A 17,086-nucleotide genomic window follows, 5' to 3' on the forward strand; every position below is an offset into this window, starting at 1 on the left:
TTACGACATCAAGTACAACAAATACAATAGGAAACACCATGGCAACACCTTTTTATCCGCCGACGAGAACCCTGATGGGCCCCGGCCCCTCCGATGTAAGCCCGCGCGTATTAGCCGCCTTAGGCCGCCCAACTATTGGGCACCTTGATCCAGAATTCGTTACCTTAATGGATGAAATCAAAGGCCTATTGCAAATGGCCTTTCAAACCGAAAACCAATTAACCATTCCGGTATCCGCGCCAGGCTCTGCTGGCATGGAAGCTTGCTTTGTTAACCTGCTTGCGCCAGGCGACAAAGCCATTGTTTGCCAAAACGGTGTCTTTGGCGGGCGCATGAAAGAAAATGTAGAACGCTGTGGCGCTACCGCCATCATGGTGGAAGATGACTGGGGTACCCCAGTAAGCATCGACAAGGTAAAAGCCGCCTTTGCCGAGCACCCAGATACCAAAGTACTGGCCTTTGTACACGCGGAAACCTCTACCGGCGTAGAAAGTGATGCGGCTGCTTTGTGTAAAATTGCTGCCGACAATAACGCCCTTAGCATTATGGATGCCGTAACCTCTCTTGGTGGTATTGAGCTGAAGGTGGACGAATGGGGCGCCGATGCCGTTTATTCTGGCTCACAGAAATGTCTGTCTTGTGTACCAGGTATTTCTCCCGTTACTTTTAGCCCTAAAGCAGTTGAAGCCATCAAGAATCGTGAACACAAGGTTCAAAGCTGGTTCTTAGATATGCAACTAGTAATGGGTTATTGGGGTGGCGATAGCAAACGCGCCTATCACCATACCGCACCAGTAAATGCCATGTATGCCCTGCATGAATCATTGGTCATGCTGGAAGAGGAAGGCCTAGATTTAGCTTTTGAACGCCACCAGTTCCACCACGAAGCTCTGGTGAAAGGTTTAGAGGCCATGGGGCTCAACATGTTGGTTGACGAATCTTGCAGATTGCCACAATTAAATCTTGTGCAAATTCCAGAAGGTATCGAAGACGCCGCCGTTCGCTCAGCCTTGCTGTCACAATACGATTTGGAAATCGGTGCGGGCCTTGGCGCTTTTGCAGGTAAAGCCTGGCGCATCGGCCTAATGGGCCAAGCCTGTTATGAAGAGAACGTATTGCTTTGCTTAAGCGCGCTAGACAACATACTAGCAGCGCAAGGAGCCACACATGAGCGTGGCGCCGCCGTGGCAGCGGCCATGTCACATTACGACAGTGTTGGCGAATAGATTAAAACGACACTGTTATCAAACGAGAAGCCTCAGCAATTGCTGAGGCTTTTTTATTTACGCTCAAGAATGGTTGGCTTGTTAATTGCTATCTTTGCTTGAGTATGCGGAGTACCGCTGTTTTCTTCTTTATAAAAACCACTTTGAGTTTAATACTGGGGCACTACAGCGCACTGAGCACTAAAATAGAGCAAGCAGTTAACATAGAATATCTAAACACTACTTTAAGGACTATAGGTGATAAAACAAGAAACAGACTGCCCAGAAGATATCGTAGAACTCATACAGCAGCACCGACTGGAAATGCTTAAACATTCCCCAGAAGAAAGCGTGCATGCTCTAGACCAAGACTCGTTACAAGACACATCAGTTACATTTTTCTCTTACCGGGAAGATAAAGAACTCGCCGCTTGCGGCGCCATAAAACAATTTGCAAACAACGCAGCCGAAATTAAATCAATGAAAACTAAAGACGGCTATTTAAGACGCGGCATTGCTCAGCTACTTCTTACCCACATAGAAAAGTACGCTTTAGAGCAAGGCATGGAAACACTTTATTTGGAAACTGGTAGCGCCGAGGCATTTTACCCTGCCGTCGCCATGTATAAGAAAAATGGATTTACTGAATGCGGACCCTTTGCTGATTACCAAAGCGATCCGCATAGCTTGTTTTTTAAAAAGTGTATTTAATCAGCAAAGCATCAAGCGAAGTTGCTTAAACTCCCACCACAAAACTCGCGGTGGTCGTAGCACTACCACCAATATTTAAGGTGGCAATATTTTTTGCGCCATGCACCTGGTAAGAATCTGCTTGCTTGCTAGCTTGCTTATAAGCATCCAGCATCATGCGCACGCCGGTTGCACCGACTGGATGCCCCAAACCAATTAAGCCCCCACTTGGATTAATTGGCAGCTTGCCACCCATTGCAATATCACCGGCCTCGATAGCCTTCCAAGATTCACCTGGCTTGGTAATTCCAAAGTGGTCGATAGCCATATATTCAGTCATCGCGAAACAATCATGAGTTTCAATGGCATCGATCTGCTCCAAGTTTACATTCGCGCGAGTAAATGCTTGTTTGATGGCTTGATTAACATGAGGAAAAACCAGATCTTGATTTTCACTGGCGAGGATTTTATCACTATAGGCTATACCTGCTGTTGTGTGCCCCCAGCCCTTAATGCGCGGAATTGCGTTAATATCCAAGCCATTTTTAGCGGCATACGCTTCGGCGAACTCTTTTGATGCTAAGAATACAACCGCAGCACCATCGGTAATTTGACCACAATCGTTACGACGAACTCGCCCACTGATCACCGGGTTCAATTCGTCATTTTCCGTAAACGCTCCCTCAGCAAATTCCCATGCACGTGATTGAGAATTAGGGTTTAGCTTGGCATTGTCATAATTAATGCGAGCTATTTCTCCAAGGTGCTGATAATCGATGCCATAACGCTTTTCATACTCTAAGGTAAGCTCGCTAAACATATGGGGCCACATAAAAGTAACGCCCTGCCCCTCATGCCCGGTGTATGCGGCTGAACCTAGATACTCGGCGCCTTTATCACCTGGCACATTACGCATATATTCAACACCAACAACGCAGGCTGTTTGATAGCGGCCCGACTCGATATCGGCCATTGCGGCAAGAATCGCCATGCTACCCGAGGCACAAGCCGCCTCATGGCGTGAGATGGGAAGCCCTCTGAACTCTGGAATTTTTTGAGCTAAGACACCGCCCAACATGCCTTGACCACAAAATAGCTCGCCAACAAAATTGCCAACATGGGCGCTTTGAATGTCAGCGGCATCTATCTGGCTAGAGTTAAGGCCTTCACGCACCACCTCTTCCATCATATCGCCAATTTCTAAGCCTTGTCTTGACCAGTTACGAGCAAAATCCGTCTGGGCGCCACCCAGTATAAACACTTCTTTTGACATTATTCTTACTCATCCAGCAATGGTTTTATTAAGCTTACCACTCGTCTGTAGCTTTTACTATGAGACTTAGATTATCGGAAAGGATCATTCCTAGCAAGTTTTAACTGTACATACGTACACCATGAAACCAATAGGCGCCGTTTATTTTTGCACACTCAACGCATACAACAAGGCATCTTCACGTCCATGTTTACGGCAGGGATAGTAATCAGGCCGACAGCCCAGCTGGTGAAAACCTTGTTTCTCATAAAGCTTGATGGCCAAAGCGTTAGAAGCACGCACCTCTAAAAAAACATCAGCCGTTTCAGCTTTTAGATTAGAGATAAAATGTTGCAATAACTTAAAGCCTAGACCTTTGCCTTGTTGACTGGGAGCCACTGAGATATTGAGTAATTCAGCTTCCCCGGCAACTTGCGATGCCAAGTAATAACCATAAATCTTGCCTTTTATCACAAGAGCAGCGTGTAAATGGCGAGCACAATTAAGGCGCTTAGAAAATTGATTTAATGCCCAAGGGTGGCTGTGAGCAGCTTGCTCTATTTGAATAATTTCGGCCAAATCCGTTTCTTGAATTGCACGAATCAATTCAGTCATCCTTACTTAACCGCTAATGGTTTAGCAGGCTGCTGAAGAACTACCTGGGCTGCCATTGCTTTGTTAAACACACACAAAATGCTCATTTATTTTATATAAGCTCCGCTTTTTCATGTGTTTTGCTCTGAGCGCATCGATATGTTAGAGCGCCCGCAGCTCAAAGCCATAGCTTGCCATGCTTTGGCTTTGAGCTGCGGGCGCTCTAACATATCGGCTAAACTCGGCATAGTAATGAGCTGTGAGGCCGGGCTAACATTGGCGCCAGCTAACTGCTCAGCCTTAATAACTTGGCCAAAACCATCACCCGATTCAGCCAATATATCAGGCGGTAACAAATGAAAAGCATCCGCCCCCATCAGCCACCAATGGCTTAAGGGCTTATCAAGCAATGTATCTAAAAAGGCGCCCAACATTTCACGAGCAGCTTGCACGCCAGTATCGGCCTGCGGCATATCAAACATAGGCCATTGTAAAACCTGCGCCTTAGGTAGGTTGCCCAGCTTAAGGCCATAAGCTTGCAACATACTCAGCAATAACTTTTCCGTTGGTAGCGCTTTTTCGCTATGGCGGCTATCCAATACAAGCAGATCATCAAAACGCCATACGCTAAGACTAAAACGTAAAGCCTCGCTGGTTTGCGTGCTTAACAGCGCTTGAGCTTTAACATCTTTTGGCTTGCCATGATCATTGTTTTTGCGGATCGCCCCCAAATCCGCCAATAACTCCGCCGCCGCGCCTTTTTCCCCAACCCCTGTAGCTGAAGCAGCATCACTTTGTAAGCTTGTGGCTGCAGACGGTACCTGAGAAGCCGCCAAATCATCTTGAGCAGGCGATGATTCAAGCGCGGTATAAGTTTCAGGTGGCATCCCCTTTTTAGCGGCTGACTCAGCCGTAAGATCACCCGCCGTGCTCAACACTGGCCATTCACATTGCACTGGCAATGGGGCATTAGGCAGTAGACGACGCGGCATATAGCTGTCTATACCCATAGCGCTGAGATATTGATGGCGAGTAGTTTCGTACATAAAGATATCGACCTGTTAGATAAGCTTATTCTAACCTGTGCCGACAAATGAAGAAAGGCGCCCTCAAGGCGCCATTAGTGTTAACAGGCCCTAACTAAAGCGATTAAAATTTAATCTCATAGCGCAAGCCGAATGACCACTCACTGGATTTTAAACGATTCGCACCTTGCAGCGATTGATAATCCACAAACCCTGAAAAACCATGGCGAAACTGCGCGGCCAAACCCAAGCCTAAAGTGATAAAACTGCTATCAGGTTTGTCAGCCCGAATAAGAAAATCGGGTGTATCCAAGCCATCAATACCATGTACAAAGTTTGCACGAATGATCGATGTATCATTCTGAAACTCATGATAAGCCGTGGCATTAGCTCGCGCTGTTAACACCCCCCAATCTAGCAAGAAAACTTTTGCGGCATGAAGCCCTGCACCGGCAGTAAGCACCTCGCTGTTTTGATCACCATAACGTAACTCAAGGCCGCTATTTCCTCGCTCAGCAAATGAATCGATAACACCATCGATCAGAGAAAGACTTATATTAGGGCCAAAATACCAACCGTTATGGTGATAGTCGTAGCCAGCATCCAGGGTTGCCAACCATTGCTCGCCTTGTGTATCTCCTTCTTTAAGCAACGACACCAGACCTGCAGCATCGTTGTATTGTATACGTCGAGAGATATCATAATCTGCATCTGAATACGCAACACTGGAATCAATATAAAAGGCAGAGCCCATATTGATACTTCCATACAGCATGTAGTACATCGCCTGCGCATCCATAGCGCCGCCATTGTTTTTATAATCCAAATCACTTTTGGAATAACCCAAAGCCAATCCCGCGATTACATCTGGTGTAAAGCGATAGTCAATGCCAGCGGTGATGCCTTGCACATCCAGTTTATAACCACTGTTTTGCTGGCTTTCATCACGCTCACGATAGGCTATATTCCCGTTGATAAATATTCCCCATTTGGAATCTTGCAAGATAGCCTGCTCATCTTGCGCTTGGGTATCAGCACCCGCTGCACCGCCCAAGACAGCACCAGCAATACCCTCAAGCTGACCGCCACTCAGAACACTGCCATCCAACTGAAGATGCAATCCTGATATATTAATCCCCGATGAAACGCCACTGCGAAGCTGCATCATACGAGTACGAATATTATTTTGCTGGGTGCCAGAAAAACGAGTACTGGTTGATAACATAGCCTCGGTTTCTTCACCATTGATTTGACGCAAAGCCGTACGAACATCATTGTCATCAAGGTTTGGATCGGTCAGCTGCCTACAGCGCGCCAGCAAACCGCTTTGCCCAGCACTTAAATCGGTGGACTGGCTGGATTCTTCTAATGCTGGGCACAGCGCATCTAGAGATTGTGCCACGCTCTCCGACTCATTATCCAAACCAACAATCGTATTTAATGTTTTTGTTTCACTACTGTCTGTAGACTTGACTTCAAGCAAATAAGACCCCGCAAGGGTCTCATCACCTGGCGTTTTTATCACCAAAGAAAGGCTGTACTGACCAAGTTCTAGCTCTGTTTGAAGCTCTGAACCCGTCGACAAAAGTTGATTATCTAAATACCATTCAACGCTGGCCGATGAGACATCAACACCACTAAGCTCTGCTGCACTCGCGGTATACAGCACTTTTCCGTCACCATCAAAATCTGTGATGCTTTGATTATCAATCGTAAAACTGTCGGCATTGTCATTATCCAAAATTGTGACAACTGCTTGTGGCGCTTGCTGCCTAAGGTTAACAAATTGAGAATCAATTAACTTTACTACAAATTGCTCATCACCTTCGGGTAAGGCGTCATCAATAATAGGGATGGCTAGCGATTTAATACTGGCATCGCCAGGTGCCCAGGTAACTCGAACATTATTTTGCGCAGTATAATCTTCTGGCGCCGTAGCTGTTGCATCCTCAGATGAGATAATAACAAACGCCTCTTCGGCAGGTGGATGACTTAATCGAAGCTGTATGTTGAGCTGCCCAGCAGACTCGTCGACTGTCGGTGGAACAACAATATCGATATCCGGTGCACCATCATTATCTTCCACAATAAAATTTAACGCAGCAGGTACTGAGGCTATACCAACCGGATTAGAAAATACCACCCGAAATCGTTCGACGTCTTCTAGTTGTGTATCATCCACAGCGGTAAATTTTATTTCTCTAGAATTGGTATCACCCGGCCCCCAAATAAGCGTTCCGCGCAGAGAACTACTCTCTTGCTCAGAGATGATAATACTGTCTGTACTAGTAAAAAATACGGCATCTTTTTCTGTTGAGGCCGGATCTAAAATAGCCGTTTCAGGAATAATTTCATAATCTAAAGATGCCGTTTCATTTGGAGGGCTGTCTAAATAGATATTAAATCGCCCCATATTATAAAAATCCAAACCTTCAACAATACGATATACCGTTGTATTAATATTAGAACCCAAGCCTGAGGGCACTAAACGCGCATTAACCAAGGCATTAGTATTACTTTTTCCGATTCGGAAACTGCGAGATGTTTCACAACGATATGGGCGACTAAAGCTGCAATTTTCCAATCGAGCAACGATGGTATAATCACCATCATCCAGTAAGTCTGTCTCAAATTCAAAACTGCCCGTACCATTAGTTTCACAGGCATATCGAAAGCCAGATAATTGAGTACACTGCAAACCATCGGTCACTCTCAGAAATTGAATACCCATCCCTGGGGTACTTCCTTCCAGATTAATAATGATTTCAGTACTGCCCCCTTGACCACTAATGGCATCGCTGAATGCATTCACCCCAAATAACACATTTGTTGGCGCCGTCATTTCATAGGGGTAAAAGATGTCAATCCCAATCTCAGCCAGACCGGCTGAGTGTGTTATTGATGAACAAACCGACATAAACAAGAAACTTATGTAGGCCGTTAAATGAAAGGCTTGTTGTTTGATTTTTGCCATCCTAGCGACACCCTTACGTTATACCAAGCCCCGCAATATAACAAAGACAGACAAGAGGAAAATCACCCAAATCCGCCCTAAAATTGGGGAAATAAAGACTTAAACGACAAATAACCAAATATAGTGATATATCGTATTTACCCCCATCGGATACATTATTAGAGCTAGTTAATATGATCTCGCTTTCACCATACCCAATAAGCATTAATGGCGACGCATACAGCTGAGAAACCACAGACCGGAGCTCGGGCACATAGGATGAATGAATTTAGCATTGTGCAATCAATTTACATCAACAGTTATGAGCCACAGCAATGGCCACAAACGCTCAATGCGCTATGTCGTTTTTTTCATTGCTCAGATTCAACTCTAAGTGTTTTGGTAAATAATGAGACCAAACCAAGATTTTATTACTGCTCTGACACTCATAAAGACACTACAGGGGCGTTTTCAAAATGCTCAACAATACCACTGGACAAGAATAGATATATACAACTGAAGCTGATCAGATTAAAAGAAAATATTGACGCTCAATTAAGCACTAAAACAATATTCGACAACATATGCAAACATATAAGGCGCTCATTCAAGCATTCTGAAGCAAGCTTATTTCTGTATGCCAACACCATCACCCAAGCAGCAGCACCTATTGGTAAAGATGAAAATTGCCTATATAGCCAACCAAACATCAACCATAAAGCTAACAATCAAGTTGATATGCTATGTTGCGTCTATCATCTCAAGCCATCAGAAGCTAAAATAATTTTAGAACTTTGCATAGGAAAATCTCTTAAAGAAATCAGTAGTGTTATGCACATACCCACAAACAGCCTACAAAAAACCATTAGCCATATAATGAGAAAAAATAATTTTAGAAACAAACAACGTTTTATATTAGATGCACTAAGACTTCTGAGAGAGGTTTAATATGCATAAAAATTTACACCAAGGAATCGAATTAATATATGACAGCATTCATGACCAAACCATATGGCCAGAAGTCTTGCAACACATTGTAACCTGCAGCAAAAGCAAAGGTGGCGTCTTAATGCTGGAAGACTTTGGCGGGGGAAATATCTACAATGAAGTAAATATAGGCATAAGCGATAGCTCGATGGAAAATTATGCTTTGCATTATGCGAGTGTTGATTTTATCAATAAGAAATTAATGAACTATGATACTCATCAATTCTGGCGACTCAGCGAAATCGATACTGACAATTATTACTTAAAAAGCGAATTATATGCCGATTTCTGTCGGCCAGAAAACATACACCATTTAGCCGGGGGATACATAAACATCAACAACACTTTAGCAACTCGATTAGGACTGCAAAGAGCTCATGGTGAAAAAGATTATAGCGACGAAGATATACACTTTATCAATCAATTAAACTCACATCTAAAAACAGCTATCACACTACAAGACAGACTGACAGGCATACACAACCATAAAAATATAAGCATAAAAGATTTTGATAATATTCAACAAGCCATCTTTCTTGTTGATAAAAAACTGAAAATCTACTACCAAAACGAATACAGCGAAGCTTTTAGCACACACAAGGAATTTTCTGTTTTTAATGGCTCTTTGATTTTAGATCATGCCTTAGAAACGCAATTAAGACCAATTATCAACCACGCCATAGACGCCGCCCAAGGAATCAGTGGCTTCACTATGCAAAACTGCATTTATATAAAAGAAGGCAACAAAAAAAGCCATTATGATCTTTTTGAGATTTTGGTGCTGCCTTTCTCTACAAGCGATCAACAAATTACAATTCAATACCGAAAAGCCTTAGCCATCATTTTGATCAGACCTATTAGAAAAAACACGCACATAGATAGCACTGACTTTGCAAAGCTCTATAGTCTTACAAAAAAAGAAGCTTGCATACTAACGCACATCAGCAAAGCCAGAACCATCAATGAGATTTCTGAGCATGAAAAATTAAGCCACAATACGATTAAAACCCACATCAAGGCATTGCTTAGAAAGACCGATTGTAAAAATCAAACCCAACTATTGCATAATTTATTCAAACACAGCAACGCTCTTGATATACAAATATAGTGCCAGCGGCAAACCTCAAACCCCATACTGAGGATGAGGGCGTACCCCTGATTCCAACAGATTTAAAGCATGCAGATAGGCTTTCGCGGAAGCAGCTACCACATCGGTATCAGCGCCCACACCATTAACTAGCTGGCCATTGCGTTCAAGGCGGACAGTTACATCGCCCACGGCCTCGGTGCCTTGGGTAATCGCATTCACTGAATATAACAACAAGTCTGAGCCGCTTTGGAACTGCTTTTCAATGGCCTTAAACACCGCATCGACTGGGCCACTGCCTTCAGATTCAGTTTCGATTAACTGCTCGCCAACTCGAATCGCCAACTTAGCATGTGGAGACTGACCTGTTTTGCAGCTGACTTCCATGCTTTCAAAGCCATAGGTTTCCTCAACCTCTTGGGCCTCACCTACCAAAGCCTGCAAATCTTCATCGAAGATCTCATGTTTCTTATCAGCTAGTTGCTTAAAAGCTTGGAATATCTGATTGAACTCACCATGCTCTTCGAACTGTATACCCAGCTCTTCATATCGGGCTTTCACCGCTGCACGACCTGAATGCTTACCTAGAACAAGCTTATTGGTATTCCAACCTACATCTTCTGCTTTCATGATTTCATAGGTTTCACGATGCTTTAGCACGCCATCTTGGTGAATACCCGATTCATGGGCAAAGGCATTGGCTCCAACAATGGCTTTGTTTGGCTGAACAGGGAAGCCTGTGATACTGGAAACAAGGCGCGAAGTAGGCACGATGTGTACCGGATCGATTTCAGTATAGACAGGCATGACATCATGGCGGGTTTGCACCGCCATCACCAATTCTTCCAATGAAGCATTACCCGCACGCTCACCCAAACCATTGATAGTACATTCCACCTGGCGCACGCCATTCATTACCGCCGATAGTGAATTAGCAACAGCCAAGCCCAAGTCGTTATGGCAGTGAGTCGAGAAGATAGCTTTATCTGCATTGGGTACATTTTCAATGAGACGTTTAAACATCAAGCCATACTCTGCTGGCTCACCATAGCCTACGGTATCCGGAATATTGATCGTGCCCGCACCCGCATCAATAACGGCTTCAATAATACGGCTGGCAAACTCAAACTCCGTGCGAGAGCCATCTTCCAATGAAAACTCCACATCATCGGTAAACTGTCTAGCGCGCTTAACGGCATCAATGGCTTGAGCCAAAACCTCTTCGGGCTCCATTTGCAACTTGTACTTCATATGAATAGGAGAAGTGGCAATGAAGGTATGGATTCGGCCTGAGTTAGCATTTTTTAGCGCCTCACCAGCACGTAAAATATCCGGCCCCATGGCGCGGGCTAAACTACATACTGTGGAATCTTTTACGGTTTCGGCGACGGCCTTCACGGCCTCGAAATCACCTGGACTGGCTATCGCAAAACCCGCCTCAATTACATCAACTCGCATCTTTTCTAGCATCTTAGCGATACGAATCTTTTCTTCTTTTGTCATGGATGCGCCAGGGCTCTGCTCCCCATCACGCAAGGTGGTATCAAAAATGACCAATTTGTCCTTAGACATGGCTTATCACTCCAAAGAAATCCTAGGCTTTTGCTATGCTTGCAACCTAAATAATAAATAGAAATTGTATATAAAAACGGGGGAAATCAATATTAGCCGCGCAGCGGCAGTCGCTGCGGCAGGAGGCGCAGAGAAGCTAGCTCGAAAGAGCTGGTGCAAGTATTTTTAAAAAAATGGCAATTCATGGCTAATATTGTTTGTGGCTTCCTAACATAAGAAGCATTGTTTACAGGCCACACATAGTACAGGCAGCCTAAAAACACATCAATAGCCATCCTAAAAATCAGACTTATTTAGGATAAAATTGCAAAAAGTAACGCCAAAACCCAAATGATAAAAACATTCATCCTAAAAACTGGGATTTTTTAGGAAAATGAATCTATTAACACATCTAAGTTTTCCGACAAAGCTTCCAAATCTAAGCCTTTAGACCTTTCCCCTTCCCGAACAGGGCGCATCCAAGCCAAAGCTCTTTCACGCATGACAATAGCCTTAGAGGTCAGGCGAACATGCCTCTCGCGCTCATCCTCTAGCCCTCTAAACCGCTCTAGCAAGCCTTTAGATTCCATACGTTTTAGTAAGGGCGTTAAGGTGCCTGAATCCAGCTGCAAGCGCTGCCCCAATTGCCCTACCGTAGAGCTTTGCTGCGCTTTGTCTTTCCATTCCCACATCAACATCAACACCAGATATTGGGGATAGGTAATATCCAACTCTTTAAGCAAGGGCTGATAGGCCCTTATGATAAGGCGAGACGCCGTGTAGAGGCGAAAACATAACTGCTGATCCAAATACAGCAGCTCAGCTTCGGGAATTTCTTTAGGCATAGGCCTTCATTGTCCGGAGTTTTTGAATGTTTACAGTAGAGCTTCGATGGCCGCACGCATTGATTCAGGCTTATCTTTAGGAGCAAAACGCTTAACAGTTTGGCCATCTTTGGCAACCAAGAATTTAGTGAAATTCCATTTTACCTTTTTGGTCCCCAAGATTCCTGGCGCCGCTTGCTTTAAATCTTCAAATAGCGGGTGAGCATTGTCACCATTTACATCCAGCTTAGCGACCAATGGAAAAGTGACACCAAAATTCAACTCGCAAAACTCACTGATCTGGGAATCACTTCCCGGCTCTTGGCTTGCAAACTGATTGCAAGGACAACCAATAATAACCAACCCCTTGTCTTTATAATCCTGATGAAGAGCTTCTAACCCCTTATATTGAGGAGTAAAGCCGCACTTACTGGCGGTATTTACGATTAGCAGGACCTTGCCCTCATATTGAGACAAATCCAATGGCGCTGCGCCCGCCTGGTTCAAACTATGCTGAAAAATACTAGCCACGATATGCTCCTATTGATTTCGTATTAAAGTATAGCATTGTAAACAACTATATTGTGCACAACATATTAACTTAAAATAATGCCCAGCACTAGCGTACTGGGCTATTTGTAAAATCTAGCGAAACCCGGCTCCCTACAAAGCGGCCGAAGCCGCTTTAAGGCCCAATAAGCTAGTGGTCAAGCAGTGACTTCTGAGAATCAACCAACCCTTGAATCATCTCGACATCGATATTTTCCTGTCCGACCAGACTATCGAAGTAACAGATATGAGCTTCACCTTGCCCCTCAAGTAACTCAGCAGGAATATCTCGAGCTTGCGAAAGCTCTGGAATTTCTACTTCAGCATCTTGGATGAGATCCATTATTTCTATCGCCTCACTATTATCCGCTGCACCGGAATCATAGCCGAACCAAACGTCATCAATACTTAGATCATTCCCGTCTTTATCTGTATAGCTCGAGCTCAAACCAATGATATTGCCATTATCGGTTTCATTATTAGTCTGTGCATCCAAATTAATACTGATAACGCCGGCTTCATCCAATCCAAATAGCTCACCGTCTTGCACTTGGCCATCGCTATTACGGTCTTGCCATAGCTGTAAGTGTGAATAGGCATCATCATTTGCATCAAAAACGCCATCCTGATTGCTATCGAGTTCACGCAAGGCCTCAAAACCATCTTTAGCTAAAGAGCCATCAGCCTTTTGTGTTGCCGCACCGAACAATTCAGAGCCATCGTTGATCTGCTGGTCTTGGTTGCGATCGTAAACCAACAGGGCATCATCACTTGCAACCCAGCCAGTGACATCCAACTTACCATCGGCATTAATATCAAACTTAACACCTTCTGTTTTAGAAATGGTCTCGGTACCGTCACCATCTAGATCCAACACCAGCGGAGTAGTTAGCTGGCTTGCATCTGCACCGGCTACAGCGATGGTATCGATCGAAACCGTTCTTTCGACATTGGCATCAGGAGCAATATTGCTTACACGCACTGTGTATTCACCGGCAGCTTCTGCATCTATTGAGAAATCTGCATTGTTCTCAGTTTTACCATTAAACTTAATAGTTTTCTCTTCGATAACATTGCCACTTGGGTCCAGCACTTCGATTTTAACAATCTTCTTATTCCCAGCTTCTTCATCTACAGAAATGGATGCCGTTAAATCGTAAGTTTGACCAGCCACCGCTTCAAAAGTAGTCGTTGTAGAAGTTACATTAGCGCTTGCTGCCAGAACTTGAGCACCACCATCAGGAGTAGAGTCACCGGCCCAATTACCACTCAATACATTGGCTGAGTTTTCATAAGTTTTATCCGAAACTTCAATATCGAAATCCAGCTCTTTTTCACTGCCATCCGAAGATTCAGCTAAAACTTTGATGGTTATAGTACCGAGGTCGGAACTCTCAACAGCACGAGCTAAAGTTACAACGCCGGTCTGTTGATTAATGGTGAACAAGCCGCCGCCATTATTTTCAAGGCTATAGCTAACTGTATCACTATTATTACTATCAATAGCATTAGCTGTAACACCAACCTCATCACCGATCGAAGCATCGCTATATACACTATTGTCTGCTGCATCCTGATCCGTAACTGCTTGCAGGTCTACATTTTCGACGATATTAATAGTGAACTTTTCCTCGGCCGTTCGCTGCTTGTTTGTGAATACTGAAATGGTGATTTCATAACTACCGATATCCGCATCTGTCACATCCCTTGCTAAAGTGACTTGACCGTTAATAGGATTAATCGCAAACAAACCACCGGGGTTTTCAGTTAGGGAGTAGCCAATAGCAATTTCTTGCTCTGTTGTCTTAAGGTTAACCGCACTACCAGTTACGCCAACAGAATCTCCTGCACTGGCTTGATCGGTTACCTCATTAATGTCGTCATTACTGTCCCTGACGCCCAGCTTTCCGGTACCGATATCAATACCTATTTTGCCGTTGAGATTGAATTTCAGTGAATCGCTCGGATTACTTTCGCCGTTACCAGCTTCATCAGTTTGTGTGACAAATATTTCATAAGGAATCTCGACATTTTTTTCAAAGTCGAGTTCTCTCTGGAAAGTCCAATCACCATTACCATCGGCGGTAGCCGTCCCCAACTTTTCTACGCTGCCATCTACTTTTCTATTATAGATATGAACAGTTGCATTCTTCTCGGCTTTACCACTGAAGGTGGGAGTAATATCGTCGATAACAGAGTCCTGAACAATATTTCCTTTAACATCACCTTGATCATCGAAACCCTGCAAGCTTAAAGGTGGCTCAGGGATTACAGTATCTAATTCAATGGTATACGGTCCTGTTACAGGGCTTGGCGTTCCGCCGCCAAAAACAGCATCCGCATAAAAGTCGTGCGTGCCATCGGCTAACGGAGAACTATCTTTAACAGTGAGGCTCCAAGTCCCATCACCTAATACCGTAGTTGTATCTATAACAACACCACCATTAGCAGGGTCTCCATCATAGATTCTAATAGTCGCACCGGAAGGCCCAGTGCCTTCGATGGTCGGAGTAGCATCATTAGTTAAGCCCTTATGGATCACCTCATCAGTACGACCACCTTCATTGTCAACATCATCAAGCACACGAACAATGCTAGGAGCACCTGGTGTTGCGGTATTAATTGTAAAAGTAAGATCGTCCGAAGCTGGCGATTCGTTTCCGGCTTGATCTACAACCACTGCATAAACGGTATAAGTACCATTACCCAAGGCAGGGCTTGGGTCGAAGGTCCACTCGCCGGTTTGACTATCAACAGCGATATTGTTGTATTCAACTGGAGCTCCACCCAAACCATCATCTAAATAGAGTTTTACATGCACCCCATCTGACGCATCCGCCAAGGTAACCACACCTTCAAACGTAGGCGTGTTGTCATCGATAACAGAATTATCTTGAATTTGCTCATATGTACCGACATCGTCGAAGCCTGCAAAACTGGTTACTGCATCTGGAGCTGTTCTATCAACCGTAATTGAGAAGGGCGGTGTTTGCGCAGACTCGTTGCCCACATCATCCACACTGCTGGCGGTAAATATGTGCTCACCTTCTGTCAAAGCCGTAGTCGGTGTGTAAGTCCAGCTGTCATCCGCTTGAACGATTGCCTCACCAACAAAGCTTCCATCTTTGTATATACGAATCGTTTCCCCTGCCGTTCCAGTACCGTTTATTTTCGGAGTATCATCATCAGTATGATCCCCATTTAAGAGTTTTTCCTGGAGCGCACCAACATTATCATCAGCATTGACAATGACAGGTACCTCGTTTGCAGTGGTATCAATTTCGATGGTAAATGTGGTTTCAACATCATTATTAGACGCATCTTTTGCAACTGCTTTAAAGACTGCAGAACCTTCTGGTAAGGCATCACCCTCTGGGATTTGAACCTGCCAGACACCATTGCCGTCAGCAGTTACTGGTCCATAAGTTTTACCATTCACCTCTAAGGTTACCTCAGCACCCACTTTGGCACTGCCGACAATTAATGGCGTGGTGTCATTGGTTTTACCGCCATCATTAATATCTTCTGTGGTACCCGCCGGCTGACCTGGACTAACAACGTTATCCACGGCCTTATCAATACTCACTGTTACTAAAGTTGTATCTACAATAAAACTCAACGGATTACTTGGTGCACTTGGGCCATTGCCGGCCGCATCAGTTAAGGCTATTTCAACGGTGTGCTCACCATCTGTTAATGGAGGTTCAGGTGTGTATTCCCAATTACCATCCTTATCACTATCTACAGTTTCTGAACGCTCTTGTGGAGTGCCAGCATCAATAATAATAGTAACCTTGCCATTGGGCTCACTAACTGTTCCGTGTAAGCGAGGTTTCGCATCATCAGTGGTATCCCCCTCATTAATAGGGCCCTCGAAATCCCCTTGGTCATCGTGAGCAAGCAAGGTGCCGCTAATCGATAAATCCGGTGGGTTGGGTACCTCAGTATCAACCGTTATTGTGTATGGCCCAGTTGAAGGGCTAAATTGACCATTAGCACCACGAGCATCAGCGTAAAAATTATAAACTCCGTCAGCCAAAGCTGATGGTGTAATATTCCACTTACCATCATTACCGGTTGTCATGGTTCCAAGAGCTATCGCGCTTTTTTCTGCATCAGTTAGCCCTTCAGGATCTGCTGAATATAGCGTAATGGTTGCGTTACCAGGGCCTGTACCGGTAATGGTTGGACGGTCATCATTGGTGATGCCATTGTGAGCAATGGTTTCGTCTGCACCACCGGCTACCGCTGGAACATCATCAATCACGCTCACAATACTCGGCGCACCCGGGGTCGCCGTATCAATATCAAACTCTAAAGGATCGGTCTCGTTCGATTCGTTGCCCGCTTTATCAACCACCTTCGCCGA

12 protein-coding genes are annotated in these 17,086 nt (G+C 44.5%); 4 read left to right on the plus strand and 8 right to left on the minus strand.

The annotated features are described in order from the left end of the window. Positions 1 to 38 precede the first annotated feature (38 nt). Complete coding sequence (locus Q1A41_RS19685; RefSeq protein WP_299982717.1) at positions 39 to 1,226, plus strand: alanine--glyoxylate aminotransferase family protein; 1,188 nt, start codon at positions 39 to 41, stop codon at positions 1,224 to 1,226. 237 nt (positions 1,227 to 1,463) lie between these two features. Continuing rightward, positions 1,464 to 1,916: a GNAT family N-acetyltransferase gene (locus Q1A41_RS19690; RefSeq protein ID WP_299982720.1), complete on the plus strand. Its 453-nt coding sequence runs from the start codon at positions 1,464 to 1,466 to the stop codon at positions 1,914 to 1,916. A gap of 25 nt (positions 1,917 to 1,941) precedes the next feature. On the opposite strand, the gene Q1A41_RS19695 is transcribed toward Q1A41_RS19690, so the two are convergent. The 4 genes from Q1A41_RS19695 to Q1A41_RS19710 form a co-directional block, all read right to left on the minus strand. Beyond that, positions 1,942 to 3,168: an acetyl-CoA acetyltransferase gene (locus Q1A41_RS19695; RefSeq protein ID WP_299982722.1), complete on the minus strand. Its 1,227-nt coding sequence runs from the start codon at positions 3,166 to 3,168 to the stop codon at positions 1,942 to 1,944. 141 nt (positions 3,169 to 3,309) lie between these two features. Further along, positions 3,310 to 3,762: a ribosomal protein S18-alanine N-acetyltransferase gene (gene rimI, locus Q1A41_RS19700; protein WP_299982725.1), complete on the minus strand. Its 453-nt coding sequence runs from the start codon at positions 3,760 to 3,762 to the stop codon at positions 3,310 to 3,312. Positions 3,763 to 3,872: 110 nt separating this feature from the next. Continuing rightward, positions 3,873 to 4,787, minus strand: coding sequence for a hypothetical protein (locus tag Q1A41_RS19705; protein WP_299982728.1), 915 nt, complete (start codon positions 4,785 to 4,787; stop codon positions 3,873 to 3,875). Between the two features lie 103 nt (positions 4,788 to 4,890). After that, positions 4,891 to 7,740, minus strand: a complete 2,850-nt coding sequence (locus Q1A41_RS19710; RefSeq protein ID WP_299982731.1) for an autotransporter domain-containing protein — start codon at positions 7,738 to 7,740, stop codon at positions 4,891 to 4,893. 258 nt (positions 7,741 to 7,998) lie between these two features. On the opposite strand from Q1A41_RS19710, the gene Q1A41_RS19715 reads away from it, so the two are divergent. Continuing rightward, positions 7,999 to 8,667 carry a hypothetical protein gene (locus Q1A41_RS19715; RefSeq protein WP_299982734.1) on the plus strand — a complete coding sequence of 223 codons (669 nt, stop codon included), beginning with the start codon at positions 7,999 to 8,001 and terminating at the stop codon, positions 8,665 to 8,667. A 1-nt stretch (position 8,668) separates the two neighbouring features. Continuing rightward, on the plus strand, positions 8,669 to 9,814 hold the full coding sequence (locus tag Q1A41_RS19720) for a helix-turn-helix transcriptional regulator (protein WP_299982737.1): 1,146 nt from the start codon (positions 8,669 to 8,671) through the stop codon (positions 9,812 to 9,814). A 15-nt stretch (positions 9,815 to 9,829) separates the two neighbouring features. Here the strand turns inward: Q1A41_RS19720 and Q1A41_RS19725 are convergent, their stop codons facing one another. The 4 genes from Q1A41_RS19725 to Q1A41_RS19740 all read right to left on the minus strand — a co-directional run. Next, positions 9,830 to 11,365, minus strand: a complete 1,536-nt coding sequence (locus Q1A41_RS19725; protein ID WP_299982740.1) for a 2-isopropylmalate synthase — start codon at positions 11,363 to 11,365, stop codon at positions 9,830 to 9,832. A gap of 365 nt (positions 11,366 to 11,730) precedes the next feature. Continuing rightward, a complete protein-coding gene (locus tag Q1A41_RS19730; RefSeq protein ID WP_299982743.1) occupies positions 11,731 to 12,189 on the minus strand; it encodes a MarR family transcriptional regulator in 459 nt (152 codons plus the stop codon). Between the two features lie 30 nt (positions 12,190 to 12,219). After that, entirely contained in the window at positions 12,220 to 12,690 is a 471-nt protein-coding gene (locus Q1A41_RS19735) for a glutathione peroxidase (RefSeq protein WP_299982748.1), read from the minus strand. Between the two features lie 178 nt (positions 12,691 to 12,868). After that, the coding region (locus Q1A41_RS19740) for an Ig-like domain-containing protein (RefSeq protein WP_299982746.1) at positions 12,869 to 17,086 on the minus strand (4,218 nt) is incomplete at its 5' end.

This window comes from uncultured Pseudoteredinibacter sp., assembly GCF_947502065.1.
In the GTDB taxonomy this organism is placed as follows: domain Bacteria; phylum Pseudomonadota; class Gammaproteobacteria; order Pseudomonadales; family Cellvibrionaceae; genus Pseudoteredinibacter.

Excerpts from the sequence above, each read along its gene's own strand:
- Q1A41_RS19705 (WP_299982728.1), bottom strand. The coding sequence starts at position 4,787 with ATGTACGAAACTACTCGCCATCAATATCTCAGCGCTATGGGTATAGAC.
- Q1A41_RS19730 (WP_299982743.1), bottom strand. The coding sequence starts at position 12,189 with ATGCCTAAAGAAATTCCCGAAGCTGAGCTGCTGTATTTGGATCAGCAG.
- Q1A41_RS19725 (WP_299982740.1), bottom strand. The coding sequence starts at position 11,365 with ATGTCTAAGGACAAATTGGTCATTTTTGATACCACCTTGCGTGATGGG.
- Q1A41_RS19710 (WP_299982731.1), bottom strand. The coding sequence starts at position 7,740 with ATGGCAAAAATCAAACAACAAGCCTTTCATTTAACGGCCTACATAAGT.
- rimI (WP_299982725.1), bottom strand. The coding sequence starts at position 3,762 with ATGACTGAATTGATTCGTGCAATTCAAGAAACGGATTTGGCCGAAATT.
- Q1A41_RS19695 (WP_299982722.1), bottom strand. The coding sequence starts at position 3,168 with ATGTCAAAAGAAGTGTTTATACTGGGTGGCGCCCAGACGGATTTTGCT.
- Q1A41_RS19720 (WP_299982737.1), top strand. The coding sequence starts at position 8,669 with ATGCATAAAAATTTACACCAAGGAATCGAATTAATATATGACAGCATT.
- Q1A41_RS19685 (WP_299982717.1), top strand. The coding sequence starts at position 39 with ATGGCAACACCTTTTTATCCGCCGACGAGAACCCTGATGGGCCCCGGC.
- Q1A41_RS19715 (WP_299982734.1), top strand. The coding sequence starts at position 7,999 with ATGAATGAATTTAGCATTGTGCAATCAATTTACATCAACAGTTATGAG.